Origin of the sequence: Thermosynechococcus sp. HY596, assembly GCF_030518715.1 — a bacterium.
Taxonomy (GTDB): domain Bacteria; phylum Cyanobacteriota; class Cyanobacteriia; order Thermosynechococcales; family Thermosynechococcaceae; genus Thermosynechococcus.
Genome location: NZ_CP130346.1, coordinates 2,014,165 through 2,037,269, shown reverse-complemented (window position 1 = coordinate 2,037,269; position 23,105 = coordinate 2,014,165). Strand labels below are relative to the sequence as shown.

The 23,105-nt window shown below is 53.8% G+C and carries 19 protein-coding genes and 1 tRNA gene; 7 read left to right on the top strand and 13 right to left on the bottom strand.

Features of this window, described 5'->3' with window-relative positions:
- Positions 1-190: 190 nt before the first annotated feature.
- Together chlG and QYC28_RS10025 are read left to right on the top strand one after the other, a co-directional pair.
- The gene (gene chlG, locus QYC28_RS10030; protein ID WP_149820455.1) at positions 191-1,186 is read left to right on the top strand and encodes a chlorophyll synthase ChlG; all 996 of its coding nucleotides are present in this window, start codon (positions 191-193) and stop codon (positions 1,184-1,186) included.
- Between the two features lie 9 nt (positions 1,187-1,195).
- Entirely contained in the window at positions 1,196-2,125 is a 930-nt protein-coding gene (locus QYC28_RS10025) for an RluA family pseudouridine synthase (RefSeq protein ID WP_302679415.1), read from the top strand.
- Positions 2,126-2,252: 127 nt separating this feature from the next.
- On the opposite strand, the gene QYC28_RS10015 is transcribed toward QYC28_RS10025, so the two are convergent.
- The 8 genes from QYC28_RS10015 to QYC28_RS09980 form a co-directional block, all read right to left on the bottom strand.
- A complete protein-coding gene (locus tag QYC28_RS10015; protein WP_149820451.1) occupies positions 2,253-2,672 on the bottom strand; it encodes a type II toxin-antitoxin system VapC family toxin in 420 nt (139 codons plus the stop codon).
- On the bottom strand, positions 2,669-3,655 hold the full coding sequence (locus tag QYC28_RS10010) for a hypothetical protein (protein ID WP_286668667.1): 987 nt from the start codon (positions 3,653-3,655) through the stop codon (positions 2,669-2,671). The genes QYC28_RS10015 and QYC28_RS10010 overlap by 4 nt, the downstream gene beginning before the upstream one ends.
- Before the next feature lie 352 nt (positions 3,656-4,007).
- Positions 4,008-4,139, bottom strand: a complete 132-nt coding sequence (locus QYC28_RS10005) for an N-6 DNA methylase (RefSeq protein ID WP_149820449.1) — start codon at positions 4,137-4,139, stop codon at positions 4,008-4,010.
- A 24-nt stretch (positions 4,140-4,163) separates the two neighbouring features.
- Positions 4,164-6,677, bottom strand: coding sequence for a GIY-YIG nuclease family protein (locus QYC28_RS10000; protein ID WP_302679414.1), 2,514 nt, complete (start codon positions 6,675-6,677; stop codon positions 4,164-4,166).
- Positions 6,678-7,233: 556 nt separating this feature from the next.
- Positions 7,234-7,575 carry a GIY-YIG nuclease family protein gene (locus QYC28_RS09995; protein ID WP_302678798.1) on the bottom strand — a complete coding sequence of 114 codons (342 nt, stop codon included), beginning with the start codon at positions 7,573-7,575 and terminating at the stop codon, positions 7,234-7,236.
- Between the two features lie 592 nt (positions 7,576-8,167).
- Entirely contained in the window at positions 8,168-9,805 is a 1,638-nt protein-coding gene (locus tag QYC28_RS09990; RefSeq protein WP_315863210.1) for an Eco57I restriction-modification methylase domain-containing protein, read from the bottom strand.
- A complete protein-coding gene (locus tag QYC28_RS09985; RefSeq protein WP_315863209.1) occupies positions 9,789-10,445 on the bottom strand; it encodes a DNA methyltransferase in 657 nt (218 codons plus the stop codon). Before QYC28_RS09985 ends, QYC28_RS09990 begins: the two co-directional genes overlap by 17 nt.
- Positions 10,446-10,670: 225 nt before the next feature.
- A tRNA-Ala gene (locus QYC28_RS09980) sits at positions 10,671-10,743 on the bottom strand.
- Positions 10,744-10,960: 217 nt separating this feature from the next.
- On the opposite strand from QYC28_RS09980, the gene QYC28_RS09975 reads away from it, so the two are divergent.
- From QYC28_RS09975 to QYC28_RS09965, 3 genes are all read left to right on the top strand, one after another.
- Positions 10,961-12,250 carry a PrsW family glutamic-type intramembrane protease gene (locus QYC28_RS09975; protein WP_149821797.1) on the top strand — a complete coding sequence of 430 codons (1,290 nt, stop codon included), beginning with the start codon at positions 10,961-10,963 and terminating at the stop codon, positions 12,248-12,250.
- Between the two features lie 97 nt (positions 12,251-12,347).
- Positions 12,348-13,598 carry a branched-chain amino acid ABC transporter permease gene (locus tag QYC28_RS09970; RefSeq protein ID WP_286625552.1) on the top strand — a complete coding sequence of 417 codons (1,251 nt, stop codon included), beginning with the start codon at positions 12,348-12,350 and terminating at the stop codon, positions 13,596-13,598.
- Positions 13,588-14,400, top strand: a complete 813-nt coding sequence (locus tag QYC28_RS09965; RefSeq protein WP_310828575.1) for an ABC transporter ATP-binding protein — start codon at positions 13,588-13,590, stop codon at positions 14,398-14,400. Before QYC28_RS09970 ends, QYC28_RS09965 begins: the two co-directional genes overlap by 11 nt.
- A 98-nt stretch (positions 14,401-14,498) precedes the next feature.
- On the opposite strand, the gene QYC28_RS09960 is transcribed toward QYC28_RS09965, so the two are convergent.
- The 4 genes from QYC28_RS09960 to QYC28_RS09945 are packed head-to-tail and all read right to left on the bottom strand — an operon-like array spanning position 14,499 to position 18,835.
- Positions 14,499-15,332: a YwiC-like family protein gene (locus tag QYC28_RS09960; protein ID WP_302679411.1), complete on the bottom strand. Its 834-nt coding sequence runs from the start codon at positions 15,330-15,332 to the stop codon at positions 14,499-14,501.
- A gap of 14 nt (positions 15,333-15,346) precedes the next feature.
- The gene (locus QYC28_RS09955) at positions 15,347-15,793 is read right to left on the bottom strand and encodes a CopD family protein (protein WP_149820435.1); all 447 of its coding nucleotides are present in this window, start codon (positions 15,791-15,793) and stop codon (positions 15,347-15,349) included.
- Entirely contained in the window at positions 15,793-16,509 is a 717-nt protein-coding gene (gene ric, locus QYC28_RS09950) for an iron-sulfur cluster repair di-iron protein (protein ID WP_286668662.1), read from the bottom strand. Before ric ends, QYC28_RS09955 begins: the two co-directional genes overlap by 1 nt.
- A gap of 34 nt (positions 16,510-16,543) precedes the next feature.
- Entirely contained in the window at positions 16,544-18,835 is a 2,292-nt protein-coding gene (locus QYC28_RS09945; protein ID WP_286668661.1) for a nitric-oxide reductase large subunit, read from the bottom strand.
- A 112-nt stretch (positions 18,836-18,947) separates the two neighbouring features.
- On the opposite strand from QYC28_RS09945, the gene QYC28_RS09940 reads away from it, so the two are divergent.
- Positions 18,948-19,625, top strand: coding sequence for a Crp/Fnr family transcriptional regulator (locus QYC28_RS09940; RefSeq protein ID WP_302679410.1), 678 nt, complete (start codon positions 18,948-18,950; stop codon positions 19,623-19,625).
- 98 nt (positions 19,626-19,723) lie between these two features.
- On the opposite strand, the gene dnaG is transcribed toward QYC28_RS09940, so the two are convergent.
- Positions 19,724-21,802, bottom strand: coding sequence for a DNA primase (gene dnaG, locus QYC28_RS09935; RefSeq protein WP_302679409.1), 2,079 nt, complete (start codon positions 21,800-21,802; stop codon positions 19,724-19,726).
- A 192-nt stretch (positions 21,803-21,994) separates the two neighbouring features.
- Between dnaG and QYC28_RS09930 the strand changes: the two genes are divergently transcribed.
- Positions 21,995-23,104 carry an ATP-dependent 6-phosphofructokinase gene (locus QYC28_RS09930; RefSeq protein WP_149820424.1) on the top strand — a complete coding sequence of 370 codons (1,110 nt, stop codon included), beginning with the start codon at positions 21,995-21,997 and terminating at the stop codon, positions 23,102-23,104.
- The last annotated feature ends 1 nt before the right edge of the window (position 23,105 follow it).

Sequence of the window (23,105 nt, the reverse complement as noted above, 5' to 3'; positions counted from 1 at the left end):
TGTTCTGCTGAGGCTGAAAGATGCTAAGAGCAGTTTCGCTTCTATCCTGACCTACACCACGGGCGATCGGCAAATTTACGAGGACAACTTTTAACATCCTGCCCACTCCAGAGGGCAACATGATCCCCCTAGGTGGCGGAAGGTGAAACGACTATAATCATTGAGGTGATTGCTGAGCACAACAAGCGCTATGACGGAAACCCCCGATTCAACGACGACTTCAACATCCCCAGAAAGTACAACGGCAGCCGCACGTCAACTGCTGGGCATGAAGGGCGCCAAAAGCGGCGAGACCAATATCTGGAAAATTCGCCTGCAACTAATGAAGCCGATTACATGGATCCCCCTCCTTTGGGGCGTGGTCTGTGGTGCAGCCTCGTCGGGGGGATTTACTTGGAGTCTGGAGGATGTGCTCAAGGCAGCGACCTGTATGCTGCTGTCGGGGCCTTTGATGGCGGGCTATACGCAAACGCTCAACGATTACTACGATCGCGAGATTGATGCGATTAACGAACCCTACCGTCCCATTCCTTCAGGGGCGATTTCCCTTAACCAAGTGCGGGCGCAGATTATCTTCCTCGTTGTCGCAGGTTTGGGTCTAGCTGTTCTACTCGATCTATGGGCTGGCCATCCCACGTTCCCTGTGACCAAAATTGCTTTGCTGGGAGGCTTTTTGGCGTATATTTATTCCGCACCGCCCCTGAAGCTGAAAAAGAATGGTTGGCTGGGGAATTATGCCCTAGGGGCCAGCTACATTGCTTTACCGTGGTGGGCAGGTCACGCCCTTTTTGGCGAATTGACACCGACGATTGTGATCTTGACGTTGATTTACAGTTTGGCGGGCTTGGGTATTGCCATTGTCAATGACTTCAAAAGCGTTGAGGGCGATCGCCAACTCGGCTTGGCTTCCTTGCCGGTGATGTTTGGCGTTACTACCGCCGCATGGATTTGTGTTCTGATGATTGACATTTTCCAGTTGGCAATAGCTGGTTACCTGATGGCGATCCATGCCAATCTTTATGCAGTGCTGCTGATTTTGCTGATTATTCCCCAAATTGTCTTTCAGGATATGTACTTCCTGCGAGATCCCTTGAAAAACGATGTGAAGTACCAAGCCAGTGCTCAGCCCTTTCTCGTCTTAGGGATGCTAGTGGTGGGTCTAGCCCTTGGACATACGCTGGGGTAGTTGAGGGGCATGGCGACATCCCTAATCTTCAAGGTAGAACAGGGGGGCGATCGCCTCGATACGTTTCTTGCACAGCAGCATCCTGAACTCTCGCGATCGCGCTGGCAGCAGCTGATCCAACAGGGACATGTGCGTATGAATGGCCAAGTGTGCGATCGCAAAAATCAGCCCCTCAGTGGTGGGGAGGTACTAGAGGTGGTGCTCCCTGAGCCAGAGCCATTGGATTTAATCCCTGAACCCCTACCCCTGAGTATCCTCTATGAGGATGATGAGTTACTAATTCTCAATAAACCCGTGGATCTAGTGGTGCATCCTGCCCCCGGTCATCGCCACGGCACCCTGGTTCATGGTCTGTTAGCCCATTGCCCTGAGTTGACAGGCATTGGTGGTGTCCAGCGACCGGGGATTGTGCATCGCCTAGACAAAGACACCTCTGGGGTGATGGTTGTTGCCAAAACGGAGTTTGCCCTACACCATCTGCAACAGCAATTGAAAGCACGGCAAATGCAGCGCCACTACCTTGGTGTTGTCTATGGTCAACCCCCTGAGGACACTGGAACCGTCATTGCGCCCATTGGTCGTCACCCGGTAGATCGCAAAAAGATGGCGGTGGTGCCCCCTGAAAAAGGCCGCACAGCAATTACCCACTGGTACGTGCAGGAGCGCTTCCGCCACTGTGCCCTTGTGGAGTTTCGCCTTGAAACCGGTCGCACCCATCAAATCCGCGTTCATGCTGCTCACCTTGGTTGGCCGCTGTTGGGGGATCCTGTCTATGGCCGCGGTGCACCGCTAAAAGTAAAACTGCCCGGCCAAGCGCTCCATGCCTATCGCTTACAGTTGCAGCATCCACGTACAGGTGAGGAGATCGTGGCGATCGCCCCTCTGCCAGAGCATTGGCAAAAACTACTGCGACTACTGCGCCAGAATAACACTTCGTGACCCGCTGCTTTCACCACTGCCTGAATCGCCCTTTTCGGATGAATTGGTGCATTATCCATCATCAACAACGATCCCTAACGCCGGCAAACAGTATTGACTCAGCCGAATACTGTGATGGCAAACGTGGTCATGGTGTCTGACCACCTTGCTGTGTGATTACGGAAAGGTTGGGTATATTCTGGAAGTCTTTCTCGTTATGAGTAACGAGCGGCACCTGATAGCACAGCGCACAAGCAGCGATCCAAGCATCGGCAAAGGAAATCGGCTTACCGATACGCTTTCGTCCTGCAACAATCTCGCCGTACCTTTTTGCGATTTCGTAGTCATAAGGAATCACCACAAAGTTACGGAGCACGCTCTCAAGCTTCTTTCGCTTCTGCTCTCCCCACCCAGCGTATTCTGCCCCTGCCCAAAGTTCGCCAACAGTGATGAAGGAAATCGCCAAGGTTGTGCCGAAGAGATGATTCTCATAAAGCCTCGCCTCTGGCGCACCTTTCATGATGTACGAGAGAATGTTAGTATCCAAGAGCAGATAGGCGGATGTCACGAGCCATGCCTCCCGATGACATTGCCTTGTCGCAATTCTTGAATAAACTCCTCAAAGCCATCGTTGCGTTCGCCGGGCCAAGTGCCATATAAAGTAGCAAGATTAGCTACAGGCTGGACGCCCTGCATTTGGGCAAGTTCTTCCAGTGTCCTTGAAGTCCAGAAATCATAAACTTCTGCTGGAGCGAGCGGAATTTCCTCTATCGCCTCCGTGAGTTCCTCTAAAGGTTCGATGTCGTGGATACGCACTCGGTTAATCTTGCCGGTCTCAGGATCGCTGAGTGCTTCACCGATTATGCGGACGCGACGCAGAAGATTCTCAAGTACCTCTTCCTTTTGCTCCTCATCGAACACGCATACGACTGGATCACCAACAGGAGGATGAACCCGTAACCGCATACCTTCTTCTTTGAAGTCCGCCATAAGCAAGCGGCCTTCAATGGTGGTGAGGTGAGTTTTGGGTCCCTGAATCCGCTGCTGGATTACCTGGAACGCTTGGGGGGTGTACTGAACCCGTAGCGGACTTGGACGATGATTGAGTTCAAAAGTTATTGAATATACTTCTTTCTGGAAAAGCCTGCCGACATCACGCCATGCAAGTAAGACTCCCCGATCAAATCCACGAGGAAGGACATCAGCCGGCTCTTGGACTTCGCGTATGCCTGTAAGAGCAGTCTCTAAGATGTGAAGTAAAAAATCCTCTTCGGGGAACAAGCTTGGTTCAGCTCGCCTGTCGAAGCGGAGTAGGGTTGATGGGCTTCCGTGGTTAATCTCAATAAGGTCTAATTCCAGAAGCTGCTTGAGCTGTTTCGACTTGGGTCCTTTGCGAATACTATCGGTTTCGCCTAAGAGCACTTGGCCTGTTCGGTAAAAGACTTTTTGAAGGCTCGACAAAAGCTCTGAAAGCTGTGAAACAGCTATTCGACCTGAGCGGACAAACCTGCCTTCTAAAATCAGGGTCAATAGTGAAGTTTTCCCGTTCATGGTGCGCACCTCCTCATGACTAGGCTAATTTATTAAGCATTTATCATTAAGCATTTATCGAGCGTTGTGAACTGCTGACAAAATTATTTCTCGATACCATCGCCAGAAGCTGGCGCAGGTCTTCAGTATATTTCCTCCTCTAGCTCCAGCAGGCGATTGATGAGCACCTCCGGCTTTTCGTGCTCGACGGCCTCGGCTTGGTGCCGGCAGTAGCGGCGTGCGGTCGGGTTGTAGTCGGTGGCGCGAATCTGGTCTATCGTTGCCCACGACGCCGTTGGGCAGGCTGATGACCGCTAGGATCTCGAACTGCTCCACAAGCTTGCAGCAGATATGGCGCAGCATCTTCTTGGAGTCAAATGGAGTCAAACAGCAGCCCTTCCTTGAGTACCACAGCGGCGCGCTCAGCGGGGCGCAGGGCATTCATCATGTGCTGGATAAAGAGCGTCTCATAGAGCTTGATGTGGTATTCGAACTGCGCCAGCAAGCGCTCAATTCTGAATCAATCCCTCTAAATGCTTACTTCGGGCAGGGATGAGGGGCAGTTTCCGCGACGGAGGACGGTATCATACAAGCCGATGTCTTCCCCTTCATGCTTATTGATCCCTGTATAGGCCAAGCTCGGGTCTTCATATCTTTTGAACTTATACACCGCATCGTTCATCAGAGCACTGTTGAATACCCCCAAGCTGACGAGCAGTTCAAAGTCTTTGACCGTCAACCCTGTGACCTTCTTGAACAACCCAGGCTCCAGTTGCGTGATCACATCCCGCAGGGTTCGTTCTCGGTAATCGGTCAGGTACATGAAAATGGGGATGCGGGTGGCAAGTTTGATAAGTTTTTCCTGAATTTGCTTGCGCTTGCTCTTGAATTCCTTTTCTTCTTCCGTGAGCTGCTTTTTCTCTTGAGAGGAAAGTTTCTGGTCATTTGCCTCTTTCTTCGCCTTCTTGACCGCTTCAGATTTGTTGATGATGGTTTCGATCTCCTGATTGAGATTGCGAAACCCCTCGATGCGCATGAGAGCCTGCATCGCCTCTTTATTGTTCATCAACCGCCGCAGGGTGTCGTCGTCCACGTTCACCAGTAGCGCGCTTTCCCAGCGGCGGGCCAACAGGGTTGCCGTGGTACCGGCCATGGCCATATCGAGCACACCGGCGGCGTCAATCTGCCTCATGGAACTGCCGTCGTAGGCCAACACCGGCAAAAATTGGATAAATTCTGCCACCTTCTTTTCTGGGTCTTCCCCGTTGACGTTGAGGCGGCAACTGTAGTCGGCAATCTGGCGCAAGGCCCGATCCGGTGCAAAATCGAAGACGTAGCACTCCTCTTTGAGGATCAGCTCCTCATTGGGCGAAACACCGTCGGGATTTCTGATGGTCCAAGGGCTTTGCACGCGAAAGGCGGCCTGAAAGTAGGTCTCCGGGCTGGAGGTGTTGCGCAGCATGAAAATACCCGTCCAGGGGCGCACCGTCACGCCGGTGGTGAGCTTGCCGCAGGTGAGGGTGATGGTTTTGCTCTTCAGCGGATCGCCCATTGCCTCCAGAACTGGCGGTAACGCATTGACCCCAATACCCGCGGCTGCACCGGCAGCAACGATGACTTTGTAATCGTAGTAGAATTTATTTTGGCTCTTTGCCAGCAGATTCTGCATAGCGTAGCAAGAGGCAACGCTGGGCAAGAACCACAGGGTGTGCGAGAGCACATTCAACAGCCGCACATCCGAGAAAGGCAGCGGCGGTTTCTGCGCACCCAGTTTTAAGTTGTCTCCACTCGTGGGGAGATAGGCGCCCCGAATCAGATCGAGCCACTTCTGGACTTCCTCTTCATACTTGAACCGCGCCTGCTCGCCGACGCCTTCTGCCGAGAAGAAGACATTTAGGTCGAACTCGTTAAACTCGCCCTTCATCGCCACGTCGCGGATGGCATCTGGCAGTTGATAGGTCAAAAGCACCATACGTGGCAAAGCGCGATAGGGGTTGTCTTCGGAAGACCCTTGCCATTCGGCTTTGGCTCGCTGTTCGTCGGAATAGGTCCAGTTGTAGATCTGCTCTTCGATGAATTCGCCGGTGGCAATGGCTCGGAACGGTGTGCCGGAAAGATACAGATAGTGATCCGCGGTGATGGGCAAAATGTCTTCATCAAAGTAGTCGATGGCTTCACCTTCCGCCGCTTTTCTTTCCTGTTCGTCTTCGGATTCAAAAAGGTCTTTAGCTTTCTCCCGCCAAGCGCCGAAGTGATATTCATCGAACATCACGCAGTCCCAGTGTGTGGTATGCACCCATTCATTCTTGGTTTTAATCCCGCCGGTGCTCGGATTGCGACCCAGATAATCCTGAAAGGAACCGAAGCAGACGATGGGTCTGTTCTTGTCCGCCTGTTCGTAGGTGAGGCCGCCGGGTTTGATGAATTGCCAGCCCTGAAAATCCACGTGACAGCGCAAGTCTTCTTCCCAAGCGCTTTGCACTGCCGGCTTGAAGGTGAGCACCAGCATCTTTTTCCAGCCCATGCGCTTGGCCAGTTGGTAGGCGGCAAAGGTCTTGCCAAAGCGCATCTTGCAGTTCCAGAGGAAATGGGGCGGCTTGTCGCTTTCCCGGCGGCAGGTCTGGAAATAGGCGACGGTTTTTTGAATCGCGGCTTCCTGCTCGGGACGCAAGCCGAAACTCAGCGATCGCTGCTCCTCAAAGAGTTGCCCATGCCGTACGGCGTTGATGGCCGCTTTCACCTGCTCCACGGTGCAGCGGAACCACTCGCCGCCGGCCTGCTGAACGCCATTGATGCGCAACATGCGGTGCACATCGTGGTCGGTGAACCCCGTGCCGTCGTTGCGAATGGCCGGCTCCTCCAGCACGATGCGATAGGGCTTCTCGCCAGGACGGAGCGTGGGATACTGCTGCGCCACCCGCTCCTGCACGCTCTTCGTGGTGTAGCCGATCTTGAGCAGACCCGCATACTGCGGGTTGGTGTCCTCGTAGGCGTAGATTTTCGGCTCGATTTTGGGTCGGGGCGGGAAAAAATCTTTTGTCATGGTTTCATCTTAGCAATTCTCATTCCAAGCACAGCGTACGTCATTTCGACCAAAGCGAGAAATCCTCACACTCTAGGCAAGATTTCTCAGTCGCTGCGCTCCTTCGAAATGACAAGGTTGCTGCGCTCTTTCGAAATGACAAGGTTGCTGTGCTCCTGCGCAATGACAAGGTTGCTGTGCTCCTGCGCAATGACAAGGGTGTGTTGCGCCATTCGAGCCGTGCGTGCGTCATTTCGAGCGAAGCGAGAAATCGTCATGCCATGATGGGTAGGATTTCTCAGTCGCTGCGCTCCTTCGAAATGACAAGGTTGCTGTGCTCTTTCGAAATGACAAGGTCGCTGCGCTCTTTCGAAATGACAAGGTTGCTGTGCTCCTGCGCAATGACAAGGGTGTGTTGCGCCATTCGAGCCGTGCGTGCGTCATTTCGAGCGAAGCGAGAAATCGTCATGCCATGATGGGTAGGATTTCTCAGTCGCTGCGCTCCTTCGAAATGACATGGTTGCTGCGCTCCTTCGAAATGACAAGGTCGCTGCGCTCTTTCGGAATGACATGGTTGCTATTGCTCTTTCGAAATAGCGGTGTTGCCTTGCTCCTTCGGTGTTGCTTCCCATTCCAAACTCAAGTCCTTCCACTCGGGGTTCGTGGTCATAACCAATTGGTTCTTTTTTTCTCGCCGCCATTTTTTGATTTGTTTTTCTCTGGCGATCGCGGCGTAGACGTCAGTTGTGTGCTCGTAATACACAAGTTTGTTCACGTTGTATTTTTTGGTAAAGCCATCCACCAGTTTGTTTTTGTGTTCGTATATTCGGCGTTCAAGGTTGTTTGTCATACCAACATACATGACTTTGTTATTCCAGTTAGTAAGGATGTAGACGTAGAAGTGATAGTCTCTTTTCATGAGCGCTCCTTACTTTGTGATTTCAAGAGAGGTTCATCCTTGTGGGTTCGATCGCAGTGTGCGCATTCGCGCGCCGCAAGTGTCACTTCGAGCGAAGCGAGAAATCGTCATGCCATAATGGGTAGGATTTCTCAGTCGCTGCGCTCCTTCGAAATGACAAGGTCGCCTCGCTCCTTCGAAATGACATGGTCGCTGTGCTCCTGCGCAATGATAAGGGTGTGTTGCGCCATTCGAGCCGTGCGTGCGTCATTTCGAGCGAAGCGAGAAATCGTCATGCCATGATGGGTAGGATTTCTCAGTCGCTTCGCTCCTTCGAAATGACAGCGTCGCTGCGCTCCTGCGAAACGGCGATGTTCCATTCGAGCCGTGCGTGCGTCATTTCGAGCGTAGCAAGTGTCATTTCGAGCGAAGCGAGAAATCCTCATCCCACAATGGGGAGAAGGATTTCTCAGTCGCTGCGCTCCTGCGAAATGACAGCGTCGCTGCGCTCCTGCGAAATGACAGCGTTGCTGCGCTTCTGCGAAATGACAAGGTCGCTTCGCTCCTGCGAAATGACATGTTCTATTCCTTCCGGCGCAACGGGAAGCAGGTGTCAGGCATCACCAGCCTCCATCGGGCGAATTTTCGACTCGATAAAGGCAATTTCTTCTTCCGTAAGCCCGTATCGCTTGTAGAGCTTTTCATCGGTCCATTCGGTGTTCATGTCGAGGATGGGCACGAAGGCGTAGGCATCCTTTGTAATGTGATGCGAATACATGAACTGCGATACCAAGAAACGAAAGAACCGCGTCTTCATATAGGCCGCCAAATGTTCAGCCTGCTTTTGGGAATCATAAGCTCCAATGACCAGATACGTTTCTGTGCAGATGGTTCTCGGGGGTAGTATGTCTATTTTGGAAAAAACCCTTCTCCTTCCGTCTGTTCCGGGATTTCCGGCATGGTCATAGCCCACGTAGGATGTAATAACTTTCCATTTGTCGATCATTTCCACGCCAACGGTTATGTCCTCCCTTTTGTACGGTCCTTCGCCGTTTTGCCAGCGCAGGATGAGGTCGCCAGATTCTTGAGGGCGAGCATTGGTAGGTAATCCAAAAGGTTTTCTGCTTGACACCTGTTCGCTCATCCTTCTTTCTTGCTTAGCGAGTACTTTTCTCACAATAAACACGGCCTGACTATGGCGGATGAAGGTTGGGAATTCATCGAGTTTCCGTATCGAAACGACCTTCTCCCCTTGATGCACATTGGTCACTTTGCAAGGCCCACGCGCGTCCCGCTCCCAAAGGAAATAACACACCCCGCCGGCAATGTCTACGCCAGGGAAGACCTCTGACGCATCCTCGAAATCCACCAGTTTTCGGATGCGATCATCGCCAAGCATCTCGGCTCGGAAGGAATCCAAGCCCTTACCGCCTGCAAACCAGCGGGAAGGGATGATCATCACCAAGTAACGTGGATTCAGTTTCTTTGCTTGATGGACAAACTTGTTGTAAATGGGCGTCGCGCTTCTGCCAAACCCCCCATCGCTCAACTGATACGGCGGATTGCCGATGATGACATCGAATTTCATCGATTTCTCCTCGCTGTGCTCGTCGAAATGACATGGCTCGTTGTGCTCGTCGAAATGACATGGCTCGTTGTGCTCGTCGAAATGACATGGCTCGCTGTGCTCGTCGAAATGACATGGCTCGCTGTGCTCGTCGAAAAGACGGAGTGGGTTTTCGGTGTGGATGAACTCGTAGGCGTGGGTTTCCAGTTCCTCGCCGCGGGCATAGTTTTCTTCACTTGCACCGCAGAAGACGCAGCGTCCGTTTCGCCATGTGTGTTCAGTGCGCCGGTAGCGGATGTTGCCTTCTTCGGTGTTAAAGGCGGTGCAAATGGAGTATTTGCCGTTGGCGGTCTTGGAGCAGTAGAGGGTGCGCCGCGCGATGAGCGCCGTCAGTTCCGTAATGGCGATGCCGAAGAGCTGGTGCTTCATGATGTGGTTGATGCGCGCTTGGCGGTCAGGAATGTGGTTCTCCAGGCCCTTGTCGAGCCGCTTCGCGATTTCGCGAAGGAACACGCCGGACTTGCAGGCCGGGTCAAGAAAACGGGCGTCGGGGTTACTCCAGAGTTCAGACGGCAGCAGATCCAGCATCTGGTTAGCCAGCGCCGGCGGGGTGAAGACCTCGTCGCTGGAGAGGTTGGCCAGGCACAAGAGCACGTCCGGGTTGTGGCTACTCATCGTAGGCATGGGCCACCTCCAGAAAATGCACCGGCGGGTAGTCTTTGACCGGTTCAGGGATGAACACCTCCTCGCCGGCATCCGAAAAGAGCGGCAACTCCCGCATCGCCCCATGGTTCACTAGTTCATGGAAGGCAAAGTCCCGCCGCTTGAGCAGGCTGCCACTCACCAGTGACCACTCTGGGAAAATAATCGGCTGGGGGTTGGCCCCTGCGGTTTTCAAGGTCAGCGCGTCGCCGTGGACGATGTTTTTGCTGAGGATATAGCGCACCGTTTCCCGGCAGGACGCTTTGATCTTGTCTTTGAAAAGCCGCGTGTAGGCTTCGTCAAACACGGCAAACAGGCGTTGCCGGCATTCCGCAGCGTTGTCTTCCAGAATGTCGATGCCATAGATGGACGACACGGCAAGGATGGCGTAGCGCTCGTACTCCAGTTGACTTTTGGCATAGCGCGCTTCCACCACGCGCAGTTTTCGGTTCAGAATCTCGACCAGAAAATTCCCTGTGCCACAGGCCGGCTCAAGAAAGCGCGAATCAACCCGCTCGGTCTCCTGCTTGACCAGATCGAGCATGGCGTTGACGATGGGCGGCGGTGTCAGAACCTCACCGTAATCCACCACCCGCTGTCTGGATTTTGTCATTGTTCTCATCGCTCGCCAACATGGAAGTCAAACCTCAATTTCGCCCCATGGACAACTGGTCGGCCGGTGGGTCGGTCTGGAAGGGAGGATTAAACGCTCCTTGTTGCGGGTGGATGCGATCGCCCGTTCGGTTTCCTTTGCGAGTGCCATGGTTCATTGCGGTGCTGATTTGGAGTGACAGCCTATACTGACTGCACCCCTCGGCCTAACAAAAAGCATGGTTTGCGTTTCCACTGGAGCTAAGCGGATTCGAACCGCTGACCCCTTCAATGCCATTGAAGTGCTCTACCAACTGAGCTATAGCCCCGAACTAGCAGAACTTTATCATTGCGCAAAATGCTGCCCTTTGTCAACTCCTGCCCCCAAAGTCACCCTCTGCTGAGGATGGACAACCATGGTTTCCCCTCGCGATCGCCCCTTTGCGCAAAGGCGGTCTCAAGTCCTCAGTGTATAGTGGGTGTGAGTGCTGAGTGGCTAGGACTTTGAAAGTCTCATCGTCCCCCTTGCAGTTGATACGGGTACTAATGAATCGCGATCGCTCCCCCCTCCATCCAACGCTGAAGTATGCGGGTGTGCTGCGGCAAGTTTCCCCTGAAGTGGGGCAGTTTTGGCTGTCTCAGGAGGATGTGACCATTATTGGTCGTGACCCCGCTACCTGCCACATTGTCCTTGACGCTCACATCTATACTTCTGTTTCCCGCCACCATGCCCAACTCACCTGTCAAAAGCGTGGCAGTATTCCCGTGTGGGCGATCGCTGACCTCGGCAGTGTCAATGGCACCTATGTCAATCAACAGCGAGTGGAAACATCAACTGTGCTCAAGGCGGGCGATCGCATTCAATTGGGGCGCCAAGGGCCTGAATTTGTCCTAGAATATCTTCCCCTCACTGAAGTCGTAAGCACCCAGCCCGATCAACCCCTCACCCTCACCCAACTCCTACCCATTTTTGCCATTCATCCCGACTGGGTACGCAAAGCCTATCTGGTACCGGGGATTGTCACGGTTGTTGCGGTTATCCTCCTTTTTGCCACTGCTGGCTCCCCCGATGCCTTCAAAGTCATCTTGGCGCTCTATTTGGGCAGTGCTGCCTATTACTTCATCTATCAACTCTGTGGCAAACGCAAACCCGCATGGGTTCTACTGGGCACGTTGACGCTGGAAATTTTGATTCTGCAAAGCCCAATTTTGCCAGCGATGATCTATGTCTTTCGCACCGTTTTACCCGGCCAACTGCATCCGCCCCATCCCTCATTTTGGGTGTTATTCAGCCGCAACTTCATTGGTGCCGGGTTAATGGAAGAGCTACTCAAGGCGTTACCCATTATCGTAGCCTATGGCTTAGGGCGATGGCTGCCGAGTCCGTGGAAACAAAAGGTGGGCGTATGGGAACCCCTCGATGGTATTCTCTTGGGAGCGGCTGCCGGCCTTGGTTTTACGTGGACAGAAACCCTTGGGCAGTATGTCCCTAGTATTGCCGGTCAATTTGGTAATTTAGCTGGTCTGCAAGTGCTGATTCCCCGGGTCTTGGGATCCCTAACGGGGCACATGGCCTACACGGGCTACTTGGGCTATTGTGTGGGATTGAGCGTATTGCGCCCCCATCGAGCGCCCTTGATTTTAATGGTTGGCCTAGGTCTAGCGGCCTTTCTGCATGCCCTTTGGAATACGGCTGCCGCCCGTTTTGGTCCGATGGGTTTGGCAGTGGTGGGGATTTTGGCCTATGTATTTCTCACCGCCGCGATTTTGAAAGCGCGTCAACTGTCCCCGACGCGATCGCAAAACTTTGCCACTCGGTTCTATGGTTATCGCTAGGCAGGTGTATAAAATATACTCATTTTGATTCCTTCATCCACTGGCGCGATCGCAACAGCGCAGCGCAACTGTCTCGCCCTTAACTTCGATGATCTAAATGGTTGGCTATCTCATTTCCCTTGGTATCTTTACTGCCACCTTTGCCCTTTTTAGCTTGGGGCTGAATTTGCACTGGGGCTATACGGGGCTAATTAACTTTGGCCATGTTGGCTTTTTGGCCATTGGTTCCTACACCACGATTTTGTTGGGGATTGCTGGCGTCCCCATGTTCTTTGCTGTCCTTGCTGGCGTGGTGCTGGCGATGGGACTAGGCTTTTTAATGGGGATTGCGACGCTGCGGCTGCGGGAAGATTACCTCGCGATTGTGACGATCGGCATGGCGGAAATTGTCCGCTTGATTGCCCTCAATGAGGATTGGCTAACCCGAGGCGGTCGGGGGGTGTATGGGTTTCCGCTGCCCCTTGCTCAGTTCAATCCCAATCTGCTGACCAAACTGGGGATGATTGCTCTTTTTTGGGCTGTGGTGGGGGCGGCTGCATGGCAGTGGTGGCAATGGCTACAGCGGCAGTATGGGCGATCGCATCCCCGCTGGTTACTCCCTAGCTATGCGGCCCTGCTGATAACCGGTACCCTCAACCTTTGGGCAACGTTGCTCCCCTTGAGCTTAGGCCGGGGAATTGCCCTTTTTCCTCTTGGGTTGACACTGGTGACGCTGGGTGGGGCGATCGCCCTTGTGAGCTATTATTGCCATCCAGAAAAACGAGCCGTGGTTCCCATTGTCCTGAATACCTTGGCCGCTGCTTTGGTGGGTCTGGTGGTCAAAGCTCTAACCCTTGGTCTGTGGGCCTTTAGCTACCGCGCTGGGTTGTTGTGGCTGCTGGTATTGGTGCTTGCTTTGGTGGTGTGGCAGTTGGAGCGTTTGATCCGTTCTCCTTGGGGACGGGTGCTCAAAGCCATCCGTGAGGATGAAGAAGTGGCCAAGGCCTTGGGTAAAAATGTCTTTGCCTACAAAATGCAATCCTTCCTTCTGGGGGGGGCGATCGCGGCGGTGGCCGGGTCGTTTTATGCGTGGCAGCTGACCTTTATTAACCCCGACGGCTTTGTATCCCTGATTACATTTCAGGCGTGGACCATTGTGGTTTTGGGGGGCGCAGGCAATAACATGGGTACCCTCCTCGGCGCTGCCCTCTTTTGGGCCTACACTGCCCTGACCCGCTTTATTCCCCTTGATGGCGGTCGCCTAGAGGCCTTGCGGATGATGCTCATTGGCCTTGTCCTCATTATCTTGATGATGTGGCGACCCCAAGGTATTTTGGGCAAAAAGGAGGAACTCAGCCTTGGTCGATGAATCTTCTCTTGCGCCCGTCTCTAGTGGTGTCAGTCAAGTCTTGCCTTCGGATCTCCTAGTGGCCACGGGGCTGTGCAAAAGTTTTGGTGGTATTCGCGCTGTCGATCATGTGGAAATTCGGGTTGCCCGCGGCAGCATCACCGGTCTCATTGGCCCCAATGGTGCGGGCAAAACCACCCTATTCAACCTGTTGTGCAATTTCCTCACCCCCGACCAAGGCCGCGTGATTTTTGATGGTGCCCCCATTAGCCATCTGCCCACCCACCAAGTTGCTCTCCAAGGACTCCTGCGCACCTTCCAAGTGCCCCGTGTGCTCTCGCGCCTCTCGGTTCTCGAAAATATGCTCTTGGCGGCGCCGCTGCAAACAGGGGAGAAATTCTGGAATAGTTGGCTACAACCGCTGCGCATTCGTCAAGAGGAACAAAAGCTGCGGCAACGGGCGTGGGAGATTTTGGAGTCTGTGGGGTTAACCGCTAAGGCCAATGACTACGCTGGCGCCTTGTCGGGAGGGCAACGCAAACTTTTAGAAATGGCACGGGTGATGATGCACCATCCCCGCATGGTGCTCCTCGATGAGCCAGCAGCAGGTGTTAACCCCACCTTGATCCATCAAATTTGTGAGCACATTGTGCGGTGGAACCAACAGGGCGTGACATTTTTGATTATTGAACACAATATGGACGTAGTCATGTCCCTGTGTCAGCACATCTGGGTCTTAGCAGAGGGGAAAAATCTGGCGGATGGTTCCCCCAGTGAGATTCAAACCAATCCTGAGGTTCTGACCGCTTACCTCGGACAGTAGTTCCTACTCCCATTAAGGGCTAAAGCTTTGGGGATTGTTGGCATGGCTCTCCACAGCTTTGAATCCTCACGCGCATTGGGCCAAAACCGCTAAAAAAGCTAAGGTCGAGGCAAATGGGCAGGCAATAGCGCCGCAAGGATCAGGCTGAGAAATAAAAATGCTGAGCCTGTTTCCAGCAAGGCAACGTTTTTTATGGCTGTGTTTCTGTACCAGTTGGCTTGCCAAACAATGAGACCAAACTTGAGCAGTGCAATGGCAAAGGCCGCCGCTGCCAAGGGGGGCAACCACCCTAGCCACCACAAAAGACCAATGAGGAGAGCGGCAACACTGTGATAAATCAAACCAGGGAGCCAAAAGGCGGTTTTGTGCTTACGCAGCTTCACAGCAAAAATCGCACTGCCAAAGAAAAGGGTATTCAACAGCCATAATCCAACAGACAGGAAAGAGGCCTCTCCAGTTGTGGCCATCTCCGTTAGGGGAGCCACCAAGCAGACCCCTGCAAAGGTGAGTAACTCGTTCCAGATGGCTTTGCGTTGACGATAAAACACAGCAATACTATCAATCACAAAAATGGCGATCGCCCCTAGGTAAATCCAAAGTAACCGTGGCACCTCAAGGTAAAGATAAAAAGCAAGGCCAAGGGCAAGGGCACTGTAGACGCCTCCCCACACCAGGCAACGGGGTTTCCAACTTCGCCGCTGCTTGATTTGTAGTGTTAAGGGATGCTCCGCCTGAAAGGCACTAAAGGCAGTCACCAGAGCCAGCGTGGTTCTCCAACTCCAGTGCTGCGCTGCTGCTGCCCCCGTGAGAAACGCCACAATCAACATCACATAAACCCCATGTTCTGGGGAGAAGGTGGGCACGTACCAAGGTGTTCCCCTCCTTGCTGCTGATGCAGTTTCCGCAACCGCTGATGGCTCTGAAATGGTCATAATTGCATCCTCCGCTAAACCAATCCCCCTAGACGAATACCAACACCAAAAATAGTCAACAGAACAGCCAGAACGGTGACCCCCATAATGTGAAACCCCAGCCGGGGCAGTGTTTCTGCTGTCAGCTTGGGCAAAATGAACCAGCGGGCCTGTACAGCGAGGGCAAGGGTTGCCAGCAACAGTCCCAACTTCACGAGAACATATTGGGAGACCACAGACTGCGGTGGCCAAAATCCCACCCCGCCGGGAAAATAAATGAGGGTTAGGGCAATACCCGTCAGCACCTGCAGCAATAATGCCCCCAGACCCAACCTTTCAAAAGGCTGCTCAAACTGCTGGATAGGCGTTGCATCCTGCTGCCTAAGGGCCTTGGGTAGAACGGTTAGGGCAAGAACAAGGTGCCCGCCCACCCATACAGTTGCGCCGAGGGTATGGAGAATCACTAGGAGTTTGAATAACATCACGACGCACAGGCTAGACGCTTGGCTTCAAGGAGGGCGATCGCCTTGGGAAACAGGAGATTGTTTTCCTTGTGGATATGTTGGTGCAAGTCTTTCTCAAGGCTCAACAGCCCTGCCAAAAGCACGCGGTACGTATTGCAGGCCCACTCAGGCGGCGTAAAACCATCGCTCAGGCGCCGCAACTGGGTGAGGGCTACGCCTGTCTCTGTATGCTCCCGTTGCATACAATCAATCGCAGCTGGGATCAAGACATCGACTGCCTGATCATAGCTTTTCTCCAACTGCCGCAGCCTGGGGAACAGAACTTGCTCCTCTTTTTGGAGGTGGGTTTTTAGCTCTGCGGCCAAGGCCACTACGGTTGCGTGCAGTTGCTGGAGACGGGCATCCCGCGAGCCGTGAACGGCCGCCACCTTCTCCGCCTGCGCCTCGAGGCGGGGGAGTTCCCGCTGCAAGTAGGCATGGTGCACTGTTTCAATGTGGTCAACGAGGGCGGTCAGTGAAAGGTCAGCGATCGCCGGCTCAGGAGCAGTTTCTATGGCAGCTTCTAGCTCCTTAAGGAAGGTTTGGGCATCGATGCCCCGCTGGGCACAGGCTTCAGCAAGGGTTTGCCGACCGCCACAGCAGTAATCAATCTCTGCCGTCTCAAACAAGGCCGCTAAGGAAGGGTAATCCCGCACAAGGGCACCCACCGTATCCGTCAGTTGTAAAGATGTCATGGTCAGGCCTCCAAATGCAAGGTGGAGAGAGAATCTAGGGGGTAAGGTCGAGGGAGGCCGCAACACTGGGTTGCCGCCAAATCCCCCAGAGGGCGCGTCCTACGCCATAGATGAGCAGTCCGGCACCAACGGCAAAGATGACATCCCCAGGAATCCGCAGCCAGACGGTCCATTCCATCCAAGGGGAGTGAATGACGGCTCCACTGCGGGCATACCAAGTACCGTGGTTAATGGATTGCACCAGCTGATAGAAGCCATTGGGAATCAGACCGAGCACCAGCATGCCCACCAAGCCACCGTTGAGCCACCAAAATGCCCAGTTGAAGGTCTTTTCATCCCAAGCAGTTTCCGGGGTGATTTCCCGCAGCACAAAGAGCATTAAGGCGATCGCCAGCGAGCCGTATACGCCGTAGAGGGCGGCATGGGCATGAATTGGCGTCGTATTCAGTCCTTGGGAATAGTAGAGAACTATCGGTGGATTGATTAGAAAACCAAAAACCCCTGCCCCCAGCAAATTCCAAAAGCAGGTAGCAATGAAAAATCGCAGGGGTAGCCGATAGAACCCTTGGGCTTCTTGGGAAAGCTGCAGCGACTTCAGAACCTCAAACCCAATCAGGGTCAAGGGAACCACTTCCAACGCTGAGGCCACAGCGCCCAAAGCAGTGATCAGAACCGGTGTACCCGCAAAATAGAGGTGATGGAGTGTGCCAATGACACCACTGCCGAGGTAGAGAATGGTGGTCAAGTAAGTGGCCCGCAGAGCTGCGGAGCGCCTTAGGAATCCCAGTTCACTGCACAAGTAGGCGATCGCCACCGTGGCAAAGACCTCAAAGAAGCCCTCTACCCACAGATGAACCACCCACCAGCGCCAATACTCAGCCACACTGAGAGGGGTATGGTTGGTGTACATCAGCCCTGCCCCATAAAAGAGGGGAATGGTAATGGCGCTGTAAAGGAAAAAGTGGTTGAGGCCTGTCTTGCTCCCTTCTGCCTGAAGGGCAGGTCGCAGCGCCCGAAACATCAACCATAACCAAAATACCATGCCACCAATCAGCAAGAGTTGCCAAAGTCGCCCTAGCTCCACATACTCATAGCCCTGATGGCCCAACCAAAAACTCCGGGCACCCAGATAGCCCTGAACGGCTGCCCAAGCTCCCCCAAGGGAACCAAGAACCACTACGGTGAGGGCAATCAGAAGCCCCATGTTTCCCCAAGCCTGAAACTTCGGTTCATGGCGCGCAAAGCGAGGACCAAAGTATAGACCGGCCGCCAGCCAGCAGGTGGCAATCCAAAAGACCGCCAGTTGCACGTGCCATGTCCGTGAGGCAGCGTAGGGGAGATACTGCTGAATTGGCACACCATAAAATCCATCTCCTTCCACGGCATAGTGGGCAGTGACCATGCCCATGAGGATCTGCAGGAGAAACAGACCCATGGCCACCCCAAAGAAAAGGGTAGTCACTTTTTGGCTGGGGGTGGCAAGGCGGATGGCGGGGCGCTCTGTTACCGCTTGAACCGCATCCTCCCCTTGGAGCAGATAGACAACGAGAAAGCCGGCGATCGCAGCAATTAACACGACGACTGAGACAATCGACCAAATGACAAACTGCCCTGGGGGTTGGTTGCCCACCAGTGGATCATGGGGAAAATTCGCCGTGTAGGAAAAGGGCGCCAAAGGACGAGTGGCGACTGCTGCCCAAGCGGTCCAGGCAAAAAAAGCAGTCACATCGCGGATTTGCGCGGGATCAGTAAACCAGTTGCGCGGAATAGAGTGCGCCGCAGCACCTTGGGATAGCAGTGTTTTGTACTGCTCAAAGACGTGGCGCAGTCCTTGGGTTTGAGCACGGGTGAGCGTCAGCACTCCTGTTTCAGGATTGTAACGGTTGGGCTTAAATTGCTCTTGCACTTGCACCTGTAGTTGAGCCCGCTCAGAGGCAGAGAGTGCCTCCCAATCTGCTTGGCTAAAGCTCGCATCGCCGCGGTAGAGAATTCCAGCGGTGGCTAGACCCCAGCGGTGCAGCACATCCGCTGTCCAGTCTGGAGCCAGATAACTGCCATGACCCCAGATGCTGCCAATGTGCTGGCCGCCCCGTGCCAGATACAGTTCTTGACCTCGCTGTATGTTCTCACGGCTAAAAAGCACCTCCTGTTGGGGCGAGACAATCGTTGTCGGTATCGGCGGGGCATGCCGGTAAATAACGGCGCCTGCTGTCAGCAGCACACTAAAGGTAATGACACAGACTAGCACTAACCAAGCGGGCAGCCGCAAGTGCCACCCTCGCTCTAGGTGAGCTGCTTGAGTAATATTGAAGGGGACGTTTGCCATAGACACTTCCTCTCGGCAGCTATTGAGACTTAAGGTAGCTGCGGCGTGGGGGGTAGCGCCTTGACTTAGGTCAAAAGGAACCTTGAGAAATATTTAACTTTTACGGTGGGTCATGAAAGCGGGTATTGAGGAATGTCTGCGCCAGTCACCAATGTTTAGTGAACTTTCGCCACCCCAGCTAGGGCGGTTGGTTGCAATTGCACAGTTACAGATTTGGCAACGGCAGCAAATCATTTTTAGAAAAGGCGATGCCGCTGCGGGGTTTTTTGTCGTGAAAACCGGGCGGGTCAAGGTCTTTAATCTTTCAGCGGCAGGGAAGGAGCAAATCCTAAATATCTTTGAACCGGGCGACAGCTTTGCGGAGGTGGTGGCCTTCGATAACCAGCCCTATCCTGCCTCGGCAGAAGCAATTGAATACGTTGAACTGATCTTTTTGCCGCGGTTCGCTTTTTTGAATTTGCTCCACCAAGATGCGGATCTAAGTGTTCGTTTGCTAGCTAGCTTTGCTAGGCATCTGCGTCATTTGGTGAGTCTTATAGAAGACCTTTCCTTTAGACAGGTGCCCCAACGCCTAGCAGCCTATTTGTTGCAACGATTGGCCACTAGCGATCGCCCAGATAGCATTACCCTAGATTTGAAAAAAACAGAGCTGGCCGCTTTGCTAGGCACTATTCCTGCAACGCTGTCGCGGGCGTTTTACGACCTGAATACCCAAGGCATTCTGAGGGTAGAGGGCAATGAGATTACCATCTGCGATCGCCAGCGGCTACAAAGATTGAGTGAAGAATAGTCCAGCTTTTTCCCCAAGGCTCAACCGGCTCAAAACTTTCAGAAACAATTTTGGGGAGCGATGAAGGGGCTCAGTATTGAACAGCACCAGAACTAGACCTAGGTATAGCTGCGAATTGCGGCCAACGGCGGACAGCGCTGCTGATCCAATTGCTGCAGGTATTGGCGATGCTGGTAGTAGTCACGGCGCAGTTGGGCAAGCACTTGCAGTCGCTCTGGCGCCACACCGGGGACGTCGTCAATCGCAGGTTCGTTGTCGGTGAGCAGGCGATCCAAATACTGGCGCAGGGCTTCGCTGGCAAGGGATTCACTTAAAATCAGCGCGACAGTTTCCTGCCAAGCCCGGAGAATATAGCGACATCGCTTTTCAACAGCAATGCGCTCAAGGGCTGCTGCCGCTGCTTGGATCACGAGTTCAGGACGATCCAGACTCACGGCAGTCGTTTCATCCAAATGGAGTAGTGGAGTAATGAGGGCGGCCTCCTCTGCCTCATCGAGGCGATCAAAAAGGTGCGTGACCAAATCTAAATCCGTGAGTTGGGTTCCTGTTTCCGTGGGCGAATGAAGGAGCCACTCAGTGGTATAGGGATCATCGGGCGCTGGCAGACCGGCACAGTACGCTTCTTCAATGGCCAAGATCTGCCGCCACAGCCAACGATGGTGGGAGAGGCTAAATTCAATGTCCCGCGCTTGCAGGGCTTGGCGAATCAGGGGACGATAGTCGCCGCAGTGGAGGTAGAGGCGTAGCAGTTGTTCTTCCGCCGCTTGACGGAGGTTATAGTCCGCCGGACGTTGCCATTTTTGCGATCGCCCCTGCCAACGTTGACCCCGCACCTGTTGCCGCAGGGATTCTTCTAAACGGAGAACGAAGCGACTATCATGGCCTCCCAATAGCTCAGCACAGTGGTGAATGTAGTGGCTGCGCAGTGTGGCATTGGGCAGTTTTCCCAACAGTTGGCTCAGGGCTTGGCTGGCTTGCTGAAATTGATCACTTTGCTTGAGATCGTACTGCTGCACAATGGTTTGAATTTGCCAATCCAGCCACAGGGGCGCTTGATCTAGGAGGGCTTGGTAGTGTTCACGCTGTGCTTCACCCGCACTGAAAAAGTCAGCGGCATCTTTGCCCGCTGGTAATGTGAGAATTCGCAGTCGCAGATCACCCCGATAGGCCAAATCGGCAGCCTTACCAATGGCGCGATCGGCCGCCCGTTCTCCCGCTGGGTCGGCATCAAAGTTGAGAATAATTTGCTTCGACTCGGTGTAGCGCAGCAGTAATTTAATTTGAGCTTGGCTGAGGGCCGTTCCTAGACTGGCCACCGCTTGGGAAAACCCCGCTTGGTGCAGCGCCATCACGTCAAAGTAACCCTCGACAACAATTGCTTGATCTTTGCGGGCGATCGCTTGCCGCGCCTTATCCAGCCCAAAGAGCAACTGACCCTTGTTAAAAATCGGAGTTTCTGGGGAGTTGAGATACTTTGGCTCTTCGTTGCTGAGGGTACGACCGCCAAACCCCACCACCCGTCCTTGGGCATCCATAATCGGGATCATCAGGCGATCGCGAAAGCGGTCATAGTAGCCGTCTCCTGTCTGCCGAGGCATAATCAAACCGGCCTGTTCTACCAGCTGAGGGGGATATCCTTTTTGCTCCACAAGGTAGGTGTAGAGCACTTGCCAACCCGCAGGGGCATAGCCCAAGCGAAATTGCTGAATCGTGTCCTCTTTGAGATGGCGTTGTCGCTGCAAATAGTCTTGGGCGGCTTGGCCAATGGGTTGCCGCAGGGCATGTTCATAGAAACTGGTGGCGATCGCCAGAATCTCGTAGAGTTGCTCTTGAAGGGAGAGCCGCGCTTGTAGGGCCTGTTTTTGCTCACTATCGAGGGTGCGCACTGGAATCTGATGGCGTTGGGCAAGGTCGAGTACCACCTCGGCAAAGGAGCGTTTTTGCAGTTCCATCAGGAACTTAATGGCATTGCCCCCGGCACCGCAGCCAAAACAGTAATAAAAGCCCTTCAGGGGACTCACCGTAAAACTGGGGGTTTTCTCCTCATGAAAAGGACAACAACCCACGTATTCTTGCCCACGCTTGCGTAGGACAACGTGCTCGGCCACCACATCGACAATGTTGACCGCTTGGCGCACTGCCTCAATCGTATCGGGGTGTAGGCGAGGAATTTCCATAGATCACTAGTCTAAGCGATCCCCCTAATCAGATATTCCCCGCTGCAAAATTCAACGATTCCTAAGGATGTTGCAAGCTCTTAACTCAAGCAGTCAAGGGCGATTGACCTTCGCTAGGATGTTGACGGTGCCGTTGTTAGGCGCAGAGGCAGGCTTTGAGGCCATAACCGTTCACATAGGAAGCAAGGATTCATGAGTACCAGCCGCAAACGACTTGGTGTGTTCACCAGTGGCGGAGATTGTCCGGGTCTAAATACGGCCATCCGTGCCATTGTTGCCCATGCTACTCTAAGTTACGGTTGGGAGGTGCTTGGCATTCTCCACGCCACTCAGGGGTTAATTGAGCGGAAGGCGATCCCCCTCAATGCCGAGGGTCTCGGGGGAATGGATGTATTGCTCAACATGGGGGGAACCATTCTCGGAGCAATTAATAAGGGCGATACCCTTGGTCATGCCGATGAAGTCATTGCTGGGTACTATGAATTGGGCTTGGATGCGCTTATTGCCATTTGTGGCGATGGCAGCCTGAAAATTTTGCATCAACTGGCGCAAAAGGGAAACTGGAATTTCCTTGCCGTGCCGAAAACCATTGATAACGATGTCGCCTTGACCGATCGCGCCCTTGGCTTTGATACCGCCGTCAACATTGTGGTGGAAGCCCTGAGTCGGATTACCTCCACCGCCGCTAGCCATGATCGCGTCTTTGTGGTGGAAGTGATGGGGCGCACTGCCGGTCACTTGGCTCTGTATTCGGGGATTGCTGGGGGTGCCGATATGATCCTCATCCCAGAAATTCCTTACTCCATTGAAGGCATTTGCCAGCATCTGCAAAAGTTGCGCGATCGCTGGGGACGTAAGTTTGCCCTCATCGTCGTTGCCGAGGGTGTCAAAGAACTGGAGCAGGACGCCCACCAGCGCCGCCATTGCAGTATTGGTCAGTACATTGCCGATAAAATTGCCCAGCACAGTCCCATCCCCATTGAGCTGCGGGTTTCAGTCCTAGGTCACATTCAACGGGGCGGTGCCCCCATGGCCATGGATCGGCTGCTGGCAGCGGGCATGGGCAATACCGCTGTGGATTTGGCCGCTCAAGGAACCTTTGGCCGCATGGTAGCCTGGCAGGCAGGACAGGTGGTCACTGTTCCCATTGCCGATGTGGTGGCTCAATGCCCACGCCATGTGGATCCCAATAGCTTCTTGATTCGCACGGCTCAAGGCTTGGGAATTTACGTTGGCGATAAGCCAATGCTGCCCTACGTGGATCCCACCCTCTGCCGCGATGAAGTGATTTGTGCGATCTAGC

Coding starts and splice junctions, on each gene's coding strand:
- ric (WP_286668662.1), bottom strand. CDS start 16,509: ATGACATCTTTACAACTGACGGATACGGTGGGTGCCCTTGTGCGGGAT.
- QYC28_RS10000 (WP_302679414.1), bottom strand. CDS start 6,677: ATGACAAAAGATTTTTTCCCGCCCCGACCCAAAATCGAGCCGAAAATC.
- QYC28_RS09975 (WP_149821797.1), top strand. CDS start 10,961: ATGAATCGCGATCGCTCCCCCCTCCATCCAACGCTGAAGTATGCGGGT.
- QYC28_RS09960 (WP_302679411.1), bottom strand. CDS start 15,332: ATGACCATTTCAGAGCCATCAGCGGTTGCGGAAACTGCATCAGCAGCA.
- dnaG (WP_302679409.1), bottom strand. CDS start 21,802: ATGGAAATTCCTCGCCTACACCCCGATACGATTGAGGCAGTGCGCCAA.
- chlG (WP_149820455.1), top strand. CDS start 191: ATGACGGAAACCCCCGATTCAACGACGACTTCAACATCCCCAGAAAGT.
- QYC28_RS09930 (WP_149820424.1), top strand. CDS start 21,995: ATGAGTACCAGCCGCAAACGACTTGGTGTGTTCACCAGTGGCGGAGAT.
- QYC28_RS10025 (WP_302679415.1), top strand. CDS start 1,196: ATGGCGACATCCCTAATCTTCAAGGTAGAACAGGGGGGCGATCGCCTC.
- QYC28_RS09995 (WP_302678798.1), bottom strand. CDS start 7,575: ATGAAAAGAGACTATCACTTCTACGTCTACATCCTTACTAACTGGAAT.
- QYC28_RS09955 (WP_149820435.1), bottom strand. CDS start 15,793: ATGTTATTCAAACTCCTAGTGATTCTCCATACCCTCGGCGCAACTGTA.
- QYC28_RS10010 (WP_286668667.1), bottom strand. CDS start 3,655: ATGAACGGGAAAACTTCACTATTGACCCTGATTTTAGAAGGCAGGTTT.
- QYC28_RS09985 (WP_315863209.1), bottom strand. CDS start 10,445: ATGAGAACAATGACAAAATCCAGACAGCGGGTGGTGGATTACGGTGAG.
- QYC28_RS09970 (WP_286625552.1), top strand. CDS start 12,348: ATGGTTGGCTATCTCATTTCCCTTGGTATCTTTACTGCCACCTTTGCC.
- QYC28_RS09945 (WP_286668661.1), bottom strand. CDS start 18,835: ATGGCAAACGTCCCCTTCAATATTACTCAAGCAGCTCACCTAGAGCGA.
- QYC28_RS09940 (WP_302679410.1), top strand. CDS start 18,948: ATGAAAGCGGGTATTGAGGAATGTCTGCGCCAGTCACCAATGTTTAGT.
- QYC28_RS09990 (WP_315863210.1), bottom strand. CDS start 9,805: ATGCCTACGATGAGTAGCCACAACCCGGACGTGCTCTTGTGCCTGGCC.